Origin of the sequence: Mesorhizobium sp. M7A.F.Ca.CA.004.04.2.1 (assembly GCF_004022825.1) — a bacterium.
Lineage (GTDB): Bacteria > Pseudomonadota > Alphaproteobacteria > Rhizobiales > Rhizobiaceae > Mesorhizobium.
The window spans coordinates 1-9,390 of the sequence record NZ_RZPH01000122.1 but is presented as its reverse complement, the minus strand read 5'-3'; the positions used below and the strand labels follow the sequence as shown (position 1 = coordinate 9,390).

Genomic DNA, 9,390 nt, shown 5'->3' with positions numbered 1-9,390 from the left:
GTCGAGTGACGGCCGGCCGGTGCTGGACAGGAGAGCCTATGAAAGCCTGGCAAGGACCTTCCATGAAGCCGCCGACAATGAGGAGGTTCGCGTCGTCGTGCTGCGCGGCCTGGCAGGCTGTTTCTGTCTGGGCGGCGACTTCTCCGAATTCCTCGACGCCACCAAGCACCAGAAACTGATTGCCGCCGTCACCGACCTGTTCCGCACGCTGGCGACGTTTCCCAAGCCCATCCTTGCCTGCGTTGACGGCGATGCCGTCGGTGTCGGCTGCACCATCCTGTTCCATTGCGACATGGTGATCGCGTCCGATGAGAGCACGTTCAGGGTGCCGTTCGTCGATTTCGGCCTGGTGCCGGACGCGGCGACCAGCATCCTGGCGCCGCAGAAGCTCGGCTATGCCGGTGCCTTCCGCTTCTTCTGCCTCGGCGACACGCTTCGCGCCGAGGACGCCAGGGCGCTCGGCCTCGTCGCCGAGATCGTGCCGGGCGGCACCGTCGAGGAAGCGGCGCTCGGCCGGGCGAGACAGCTTGTCAAGAAGCCGGTCGCAGCCCTGCTGCAGACGCGCGGCCTGCTGAAAGGGAACACCGAGGCCCTCTGCGACCGCATCGATCAGGAGATTTCGCTTTTCCAGCAGGCGCTGCAGGACGACACCACGCTGCGGCGATTGCAACGCATCGCCCGGCTCGCGGCCTGAGCGAAAGCCTCAAGGAACGCGCCGCGCGGCCAAGGCCGCGCGGCGCGGAAGCGTCAATCCTGCTTGCCGAGGAATGACGGCCCTTCGCCGATGATCTTCTTGTCTTCCTTGCCGATGATTTCGAGATCGCGCCCCTCATAGGGCAGAGACGACAGGATGCGCCGCATGATCGCCAGCCGCGCGCGCCGCTTGTCATTGGCCCGTACGATGATCCACGGCGCGAATTCCTTGTGGGTGCGCTCGAACATGGTGTCGCGCACCTTGGTGTAGTCGTCCCACTTGGTGATGCCTGCAACGTCGATGGGCGAAAATTTCCAGCTCTTCAGCGGGCTGTAGCGACGGTCATGGAAGCGCTCGAGCTGCGTTTCCCGGCCGATGTTCAGCCAGAATTTGAAGAAGTGGATGCCCTCGTTGGAGATCATCCGCTCGAAATGCGGCGTCTCCTCAAGAAACTGCTCGTGCTGCTGCGGGGTGCAGAAACCCATCACCGGCTCGACACCGGCGCGGTTGTACCAGGAACGGTCGAAGGTGACGAATTCGCCTGAAGTCGGGAAGTGGTCGACATAGCGCTGGTAGTACCATTGCCCAAGCTCGGTCGGGGTCGGCTTGGTCAGCGCCACGTTGCGTGCCGTGCGCGGATTGAGGTACTGGCGCACCACGAAGATCGTGCCGCCCTTGCCTGCAGCATCGCGACCTTCGAACAGCGCCATCACCCGTTTGCCGGTCGACTGCAGCCAGGCCTGCGCCTTGACCAGCTCGATCTGCAGCTTCTCGAGCATCTCGTCATACTCGTCGCTTTTCATCTTCTTGTCGTAGGGATAGCCGCCAGCGGTCAGCTTGTTGTCCTCGACCCAGTCGGGAAGCACGGGATTTTCGATGTCGAACTCCCTCTCCTTGCCGCCGATCCTGATCTTCAGCGGCCCCGCAGTTGGCGCGGCGGGACTTTCTTTGGCTTTTTTCATCGAGACGAACCCTTTCCAGCTTCCGGACTCATGCTATGGGGAGCCACTATAGCGCCGCGCGTCCGTTTGGATGCGCAAAGGACGCTGTAGCACTTTTAATTTGCGCATGATCCTTTCCGAAAATCGATCCCGATTTTCGGGTCATGCGGCAAGCGGTCTAGTGGAAGTTTTCCGCCACCGTGCGACCGGGTGCGAAGACATGGGGGCAGGTCCACGAGCGAATGGCTGACCTGGACACAGAGCAGAGAGGCATGACGCAAACCATGGCCGCACGGCTGTGGAATAGCCGCTGGCTGCTTGCGGCCGGCGTCGTTGCGGTTCTCGCTGTTTATGCCTTGGCCGGGATTTCAGCCTATGTCGTCCCCGCGGCGCTGCTGTTGCTGCTTGCAGCGGCAATACTGCCGACCGCCGGCGCGCGCCAATCCACCGGCAGCGGCGCTGCCATCGAGGCCATCGGCCTGCAGCGGCTCTCGGGTGAATATCTGGCCGCCGCCGTCGCCGATCCGCTGATCATCTTCGACCGGACCGCCACCATCGTCCATGCCAACGCCGCCGCCTTCGCCGCCTTCGGCGGCATCGCGCCAGGCATGTCGCTGTCGTTGAAATTCCGGGCGCCGGAGATGCAAACCCTGCTGGATGGAGTACTATCTGGTGATATCGCCTCCGATGTCGTCGACTACATGGAGAAACTGCCGGTCGAACGGGCCTACCGGGTGAGTGTGTCCTCGGTCGGTCACGCCACCGATCTCTATGTGCTGGTGTTCAAGGACCAGAGCGAAGCACGCCGGATCGACCGCATGCGCGCCGATTTCATTGCCAATGCCAGCCATGAACTGCGCACGCCGCTCGCCTCAATCGCCGGCTTTATCGAAACGCTGCGCGGGCCAGCCCGCAACGACGCGGCGGCGCGCGACCAGTTTCTGCAGATCATGCAGAGCCAGACCGGTCGCATGGCGCGTCTGATCGACGATTTGTTGTCGCTGTCGCGGCTCGAGATGAAACCCTATCTGAAGCCGGGAACCGAGGTGGATCTGCGGCAGACAGTCGACAGCGTTATCGACTCGCTCGGACCGCTGGCCAGCGAAAACGCCGTCGCCATCGAGCGGCACTACGCCGATGGGCCGCTTCATGTGCCTGGCGATCGCGATGAGCTTTTCCAGGTTTTCGAGAACCTCCTGGAAAACGCCTGCAAATACGGGCAGTCGGGTGGGCGGGTGGTTGTATCCATAGCCCATAGCGATGCCGGATCAGAGCCGGGCATCGACGTGACGATCAGGGACTTTGGCCCTGGCATTCCCGAGGAGCACATTCCGCGCATTACCGAGCGCTTCTACCGCGTCGACGTCGAGACCAGCCGGACCCAGAAGGGTACCGGCCTCGGCCTGTCGATCGTCAAGCATATACTGACGCGCCACAACGCCCGGCTTTCGATCAAGTCCGAAGTCGGCAACGGCGCGGCATTCTCGGTTCATTTGCCGACTCACTGATATCGCCCTAATTCAAAGGGACTGTTTCTTTTTTCTGTCATCCGGCTAGCGTATCAGCGGGGATTCGAGGAAACGACTCAAAATCAAAACACCCCGTGGGAAGGCATTTTGCCATGCAGTCCGTGCACATCGTCAGCGCTTATGACGAGGAGTTGAAATATCTGTCGAAGCGCATCGCCGCGATGGGAGGTCATGCCGAGCGCATGGTCGAACAGGCGGTCACCGCTCTCGTCAATGCCGACCCAGGCCTTGCCCAGAAGGTCATCCGCGACGATACCGTACTGGACGAGGGCCAGCGCGAAATCGACGACAAGGCCATCATCATCATTGCCAAGCGTCAGCCGATGGCGGCGGATTTGCGCGAGATCGTCGGGACCATTCGCATCTCCGCCGACCTCGAACGGGTTGGCGATCTCGCCAAGAACGTTGCCAAGCGGGTGGTCGCCGTCACCGACGGACGCCAGCCGACCAGCCTGTTCCGCGGCCTCGAGGCCCTGTCCAACCTGGCGTTGACCCAGCTCAAGGAAGTGCTCGACGTCTACGCGTCTCGCTCGGTGGAGAAAATCGGCTTCGTGCGCGATCGTGACGACCAGATCGACGCCATGTACACATCGCTGTTTCGCGAATTGCTGACCTACATGATGGAAGATCCGCGCAACATCACGCCCTGTACGCATCTGCTGTTTTGCGCCAAGAACATCGAGCGTATCGGTGATCACGCCACCAACATCGCTGAGACCATCTATTACATCGTCACCGGCGATCAGTTGCCGGCTGAGCGGCCCAAGGGTGACAAGACCGACAAAATCAGTCTTTCCGAGACGCAGCCGGTGAAGTGAACGCGCCTCTCGAACCGTCACCCGATTTACGCTAAGCTTTCTGGGCTTTGCCTCTATCCTCGCCCGTGGATTTGCTCCGGGAGGTCGTGATGGAAAATGCTCGGAACCTGACCCCGGCGCCTGGGCCGATATCCGGCATTATCGCTTGCGGCGTCTACACGGCGGGGCGCCGCATCGCCGACATTCCCATCGAGGAAGCCGGCGAATGGGCAAAGAAATCCGGTCATGTCGTCTGGATCGGCCTTTTGGAGCCCGACCGTAACCTGTTGCTGCGCGTCCAGGCGCAGTTTCACCTGCATGAGTTGGCGATCGAGGATGCCGAGCACCCGCACCAGCGGCCGAAGATCGAGCAATATGGCGACGCCTTGTTCATCGTCGCCCGCACGGCGCAGTTGATCGACGGTCGGGTCACTTTCGGCGAGACCCATTTGTTCGTCGGCTCAGGCTACATCGTCAGCGTCAGGCACGGTCCCTCGACGTCCTATGCCGCCGTTCGTCAGCACTGGGAAAGCTGCCCGCACTCGCTGGCCAAGGGTGAGGATTTCGTCCTCTATGCCATTCTCGATTTCATCGTCGACAATTACATGCCGGTGCTCGAGCAGATCGAGGACGAAGTCGAGGCGATCGAGGACAAGGTTCTGCTGAAGCCGATGACCGCTCCCGACATCGAACGGCTCTATATGCTGCGCCGCGATCTCCTGCGCCTGCGCAATGCCGCGCTTCCGCTGGTCGAAGTCTGCCGACGGCTGACCAGCGCCGAGCTGCCGCAGATACATACCGCCATGCACCCGCTGTTCCGCGACGTGACCGACCACATCCGCACCGTCCAGGAGAAGATCGACAGCCTGCGCGAAGTGCTGGCGTTCGCTTTCGAGGCCAGCCTCCTAGTCGGCCAGAGTCAGGAAACGGCGAACACCAAGAAACTCGCCTCATGGGCCGCCATCCTGGCGGTGCCGACGGCGCTCGCAGGCATCTACGGCATGAACTTCGACAGTATGCCGGAACTGAAGATGGAGTACGGCTACCCGGTGGTGCTGACCGCGATCGCGGTGATCTGCACGTTCCTCTACTGGCGGTTCAGGAAGAACGGTTGGCTGTGAAAGAGAGCGAATAGCGAATAGGGAGTAGCGAATAGCGAACACAAAAACGGCTTGCTTCCTGTGACGGAAGGCAAGCCGTTTCTATTCGCTATTCGCTATTCGCTATTCGCTATTCGCTATTCGCTATTCGCTATTCGCTATTCGCTCAGCGACTCCGCCGCCGCTCCGATGCCGGCTGGAACGCCACGCGGGCGTGGTATTTGCAGTAGGGTCCGGTTTCGGCGGCTTCGTTGCCGCAGAAATGGAAGTCCTCTGAAAGCGGGTCACCGTTCGGCCATTTGCAGGTGCGCTCGGTCAGTTCGACCAGCTGCAGATGCCGCGAGATCGGCAGCACGACATTCTCAACCGGACGGATGTAATGGCGTGCCACGGGTTCGGCGTCGAACTGCGTCTGCAAGGCGGTCGCGCCGATCGATGTCGTGACATGGCGTGCCGTGGTTGCAGCGCGTGATACCGATTTCTGGACGGTCGATCCTTGCGCTGCCTTCTTCTGGCGTGCCGGTGTGGCGGTCGAGCGTCCGCGGCCCGACAGTTTCAGCCGATGCACCTTCCCGATGACCGCGTTGCGGCTGACCCCTCCAAGCTGCGCAGCAATCTGGCTTGCGCTCAGACCCTCCGACCACAGTTTTCTCAAGAGTTCTACCCGCTCGTCAGTCCAGTTCATGAGACCGCGCTCCTCTAAGCGTGCGGCAATCGGAATCCTTCTCCCGACCCGGCAACATTTGCCGGGGCAGACACCACATATATCTGGTGATTAGGTCCGCCGCACGAAATCTAGTTATTTCTCGACTACAACTACTCTATGCGCTGACTCGGTGACAAGAGTCCCAAGTGCAACACGAATCGGTTTTTTCGGTTTTCCCCAACTTGCCCGGTCGCTGATGAGCCGGCGTCCCGTCGGGAGGCTTGCCGCGCGCCACTACGCGACGTTTTCGTTGACTTCATGGCCGAAAAACAGGATAAGCCGCACAGGCCGCCGCTTTGGCGGCTTTTTTGATTTTCCGGTACCGGAGACGCATATAATGAGCGGTTCGGCGCTTTACGAGACCTTTGCTCGCGCACCCTTGGCCTTCGACCACGGGGAAGGCACATGGCTGATTACCGACAAGGGCGAGCGATATCTCGACTTTGCCGGCGGCATCGCCGTCAATTCGCTGGGCCACAGTCATCCGCATCTGGTCGCCGCACTCACCGAGCAGGCCGCCAAGCTGTGGCATGTCTCCAACCTATACGAGATCCCCGGGCAGAACCGGCTTGGCGAGCGGCTGGCCGACGCCACCTTCGCCGACAAGGTGTTCTTCACCAATTCCGGCGCCGAGGCGCTGGAATGCGCGATCAAGACGGCGCGCCGCTACCAGTTCGTCAACGGACACCCCGAGCGCTTCCGCGTCATCACCTTCGAAGGCGCCTTCCATGGCCGCACGCTGGCGACCATCGCGGCCGGCGGCCAGTACAAATATCTCGAGGGCTTCGGCCCCAAGGTCGAAGGTTTCGATCAGGTCGGTTTCGACGACATCGACGCCGCCGAAAAGGCGATCACGCCGGAGACGGCCGCCATCCTGATCGAGCCGGTGCAGGGCGAGGGCGGTATCCGCCCGGTGCCGACGCAATCGCTGAAGCGGCTCAGGCAATTGTGCGAACAGCACGGCCTGCTGTTGATCTTCGACGAGGTCCAGTGCGGCATCGGCCGTACCGGCAAGCTGTTCGCGCATGAATGGTCAGGGGTTACGCCAGACATCATGGCGATCGCCAAGGGTATTGGCGGCGGTTTCCCGATGGGCGCCTGCCTCGCCACGGATGAAGCGGCCGTGGGCATGACCGCTGGCGTGCATGGCACCACGTTCGGCGGCAACCCGCTGGCCATGGCGGTCGGCAACGCCGTGCTCGATGTCGTGCTGGAAGACGGCTTCCTCGAAGATGTCCAACGCAAGGCGCTGCTGATGAAGCAGGGGCTGGCGTCGGTCGCCGACGAGTTTCCCGAAATCATCGAGGACATCAGGGGTGCCGGGCTGATGCTCGGCCTCAAATGCGCCATGCCCAACACCAAGGTGAACATGGCCTTGCGCGACCAGAACCTGCTGGCGGTTCCGGCCGGCGACAACGTCATTCGCCTGTTGCCGCCGCTCACCGTCACCGACGCCGAGATCCATGAGGCGCTCAACCGCATCCGCGCCGGCGCCAAGGGCCTGGCGGAGGCGATCGCTTCCGCCGCGGCGAAGTAATCCCGGAACCATTGCTGATGTCAGTTCGCCATTTCACCGATCTTTCCACCGTTTCCGAAGGCGATCTGCGCTTGATGCTGGACGATGCGGTGGTGCGAAAGGCGCGCCTCAAGGCCGGCGAGCGCACCAAACCGCTTGAAGGCAAGGTGCTGGCAATGATCTTCGACAAGCCGTCGACGCGCACGCGCGTCTCCTTCGACGTCGGCATGCGGCAGCTCGGCGGCGAGACCATCATGCTGACCGGCACCGAGATGCAACTCGGCCGCTCCGAGACCATTGCCGACACGGCCAAGGTGCTGTCGCGCTATGTCGATGCGATCATGATCCGCACCACCTCGCATGAGCGCCTGCTGGAATTGACCGAGAACGCCACCGTGCCGGTGATCAACGGATTGACCGACGACACCCATCCCTGCCAGCTGATGGCCGATATCATGACCTTCGAGGAACATCGCGGTCCGGTCGCCGGCAAGACCATCGCCTGGACCGGCGACGGCAACAATGTGCTGCATTCCTTGCTTGAGGCCTCGGCCCGGTTCCGCTTCAACCTCAACGTCGCCGTGCCTGAGGGCAGCGAACCGGCGCAGAAGCATATCGACTGGTCGCGGGCACATGGCGGCAAGCTGCACTTCACCCGCTCGCCCGAGGAAGCCGTCGATCAGGCCGACTGCATCGTCACGGATTGTTGGGTCTCGATGGGTCAGGAGCATCGCGCCCGCGGCCACAACGTGTTCTCGCCCTATCAGGTCAACGCCAAGCTGATGGCCAAGGCCAAGCCGGACGCGCTGTTCATGCATTGCCTGCCGGCGCATCGTGGCGAGGAAGTGACGGACGAGGTCATCGACGGGCCGCATTCGGTGGTCTTCGACGAGGCCGAGAACCGGCTCCATGCCCAGAAGGCCGTGCTTGCCTGGTGTCTCGGCGCTTGAAGTGTCTCGGCGCTTGATCCCCGGGAGCTTGATCTGCGGGGGTGTGATGCCTATTTGCGCCGCATCACGCAAATCAAGCGCGTTTCGACGCATGCGCCCCGGAGGGCGGCATGGCCGCGCCCTGGAGCTTTGTCATGTTGGAAACCTATCAAGTGACTGAACATCACCCCAAACTCGGCGAATTTGGCTATGCCGGCGACGATCATGTCGTGCCGTTCGAGGTCGGCCCGCTCGATGTGCGGGGCCGCACCGTCCAACTCGGGCCGATGCTCGACGCCATCCTCAGCCGCCACGATTATCCCGAGCCGGTCGCCCGCCTGCTGGCGGAGGCCTGTGTGCTGACCGTGCTGCTCGGCACCTCGCTGAAGTTCGAGGGCAAGTTCATCCTGCAGACCCGCACCGACGGGCCTGTCGACATGCTGGTCGCGGATTTTTCCACGCCCTCGGCATTGCGCGCCTATGCGCGTTTTGACGCCGACCGGCTGGAAGCGCTGGTCGCGGCCGGCGAAACCTCGCAGCAGACCCTGCTCGGCAGCGGCGTGCTGGCGCTGACCATCGACCAGGGTGCTCACACGCAGCGCTATCAGGGTATCGTCCAGCTCGACGGCGAGACGCTGGAAGATGCGGCACGCACCTATTTTCGCCAGTCGGAACAGATCCCGACCGATCTCAGGCTGTCGGTGGCCAAGCTTTTGACGCCCGGTCCTGGCGGTGCCCGCGAGCAGTGGCGCGCCGGTGGTATCCTGGCGCAGTTCCTGCCGCAGTCGCCCGAGCGCATGCGCGTGCCGGATCTGCCGGGTGGCGATGGCGATCCGCGCGAGGAGATCCACGACCCGGTCGACAATTCCTGGCAGGAGTTGCTGGCGCTGCTCGGCACGATCGAGCCGACCGAACTGATCGACCCGACAATCGGTGCCGAGCGGCTGCTTTACAGGCTGTTCCACGAGCATGGCGTGCGCGTCTTCGGCGGCGTCCCGGTCGCCGACCAGTGCTCGTGCTCCAAGGACAAGATCCGCGGCATCCTCGAGGGTTTTTCCGCGCAGGAGATCAAGGACAGCACCGAGGATGGTGGCATCCACGTCGCCTGCGAATTCTGCTCGAAGCAATATGACTTCGACCCGGCGGAATTCGCAGGCGACGTGGATGCCACCATCCTC

Annotated in this window: 9 protein-coding genes; 7 read left to right on the top strand and 2 right to left on the bottom strand. The window is 62.4% G+C overall.

The annotated features are described in order from the left end of the window. On the top strand, positions 1 to 694 hold a 694-nt coding region (locus EN893_RS08260), incomplete at its 5' end, for an enoyl-CoA hydratase-related protein (protein WP_128361486.1). 53 nt (positions 695 to 747) lie between these two features. Here the strand turns inward: EN893_RS08260 and ppk2 are convergent. Further along, positions 748 to 1,656, bottom strand: coding sequence for a polyphosphate kinase 2 (gene ppk2, locus EN893_RS08255; protein ID WP_127267149.1), 909 nt, complete (start codon positions 1,654 to 1,656; stop codon positions 748 to 750). Positions 1,657 to 1,877: 221 nt separating this feature from the next. Between ppk2 and EN893_RS08250 the strand changes: the two genes are divergently transcribed. From EN893_RS08250 to EN893_RS08240, 3 genes are all read left to right on the top strand, one after another. Further along, positions 1,878 to 3,143 carry an ATP-binding protein gene (locus EN893_RS08250; RefSeq protein WP_127267148.1) on the top strand — a complete coding sequence of 422 codons (1,266 nt, stop codon included), beginning with the start codon at positions 1,878 to 1,880 and terminating at the stop codon, positions 3,141 to 3,143. A gap of 113 nt (positions 3,144 to 3,256) precedes the next feature. Next, positions 3,257 to 3,982, top strand: coding sequence for a phosphate signaling complex protein PhoU (phoU, locus tag EN893_RS08245; protein ID WP_013533646.1), 726 nt, complete (start codon positions 3,257 to 3,259; stop codon positions 3,980 to 3,982). A gap of 89 nt (positions 3,983 to 4,071) precedes the next feature. Then, positions 4,072 to 5,082 (top strand): magnesium and cobalt transport protein CorA, encoded by a 1,011-nt coding sequence (locus EN893_RS08240; protein ID WP_127267147.1) that lies wholly within the window; start codon positions 4,072 to 4,074, stop codon positions 5,080 to 5,082. A gap of 145 nt (positions 5,083 to 5,227) precedes the next feature. On the opposite strand, the gene EN893_RS08235 is transcribed toward EN893_RS08240, so the two are convergent. After that, positions 5,228 to 5,746 carry a GcrA family cell cycle regulator gene (locus EN893_RS08235; RefSeq protein ID WP_127267146.1) on the bottom strand — a complete coding sequence of 173 codons (519 nt, stop codon included), beginning with the start codon at positions 5,744 to 5,746 and terminating at the stop codon, positions 5,228 to 5,230. A 358-nt stretch (positions 5,747 to 6,104) separates the two neighbouring features. On the opposite strand from EN893_RS08235, the gene EN893_RS08230 reads away from it, so the two are divergent. From EN893_RS08230 to EN893_RS08220, 3 genes are all read left to right on the top strand, one after another. Beyond that, entirely contained in the window at positions 6,105 to 7,304 is a 1,200-nt protein-coding gene (locus EN893_RS08230; protein ID WP_127267145.1) for an aspartate aminotransferase family protein, read from the top strand. A gap of 17 nt (positions 7,305 to 7,321) precedes the next feature. After that, a complete protein-coding gene (gene argF, locus EN893_RS08225; RefSeq protein WP_127267144.1) occupies positions 7,322 to 8,233 on the top strand; it encodes an ornithine carbamoyltransferase in 912 nt (303 codons plus the stop codon). Positions 8,234 to 8,343: 110 nt separating this feature from the next. Beyond that, the coding region (locus tag EN893_RS08220; protein WP_128361485.1) for an Hsp33 family molecular chaperone at positions 8,344 to 9,390 on the top strand (1,047 nt) is incomplete at its 3' end.

Bases quoted from the DNA above. Each gene is read 5' to 3' on its own strand.
- EN893_RS08230 (WP_127267145.1), top strand. From the start codon at position 6,105: ATGAGCGGTTCGGCGCTTTACGAGACCTTTGCTCGCGCACCCTTGGCC.
- EN893_RS08235 (WP_127267146.1), bottom strand. From the start codon at position 5,746: ATGAACTGGACTGACGAGCGGGTAGAACTCTTGAGAAAACTGTGGTCG.
- phoU (WP_013533646.1), top strand. From the start codon at position 3,257: ATGCAGTCCGTGCACATCGTCAGCGCTTATGACGAGGAGTTGAAATAT.
- EN893_RS08250 (WP_127267148.1), top strand. From the start codon at position 1,878: ATGGCTGACCTGGACACAGAGCAGAGAGGCATGACGCAAACCATGGCC.
- ppk2 (WP_127267149.1), bottom strand. From the start codon at position 1,656: ATGAAAAAAGCCAAAGAAAGTCCCGCCGCGCCAACTGCGGGGCCGCTG.
- EN893_RS08240 (WP_127267147.1), top strand. From the start codon at position 4,072: ATGGAAAATGCTCGGAACCTGACCCCGGCGCCTGGGCCGATATCCGGC.
- argF (WP_127267144.1), top strand. From the start codon at position 7,322: ATGTCAGTTCGCCATTTCACCGATCTTTCCACCGTTTCCGAAGGCGAT.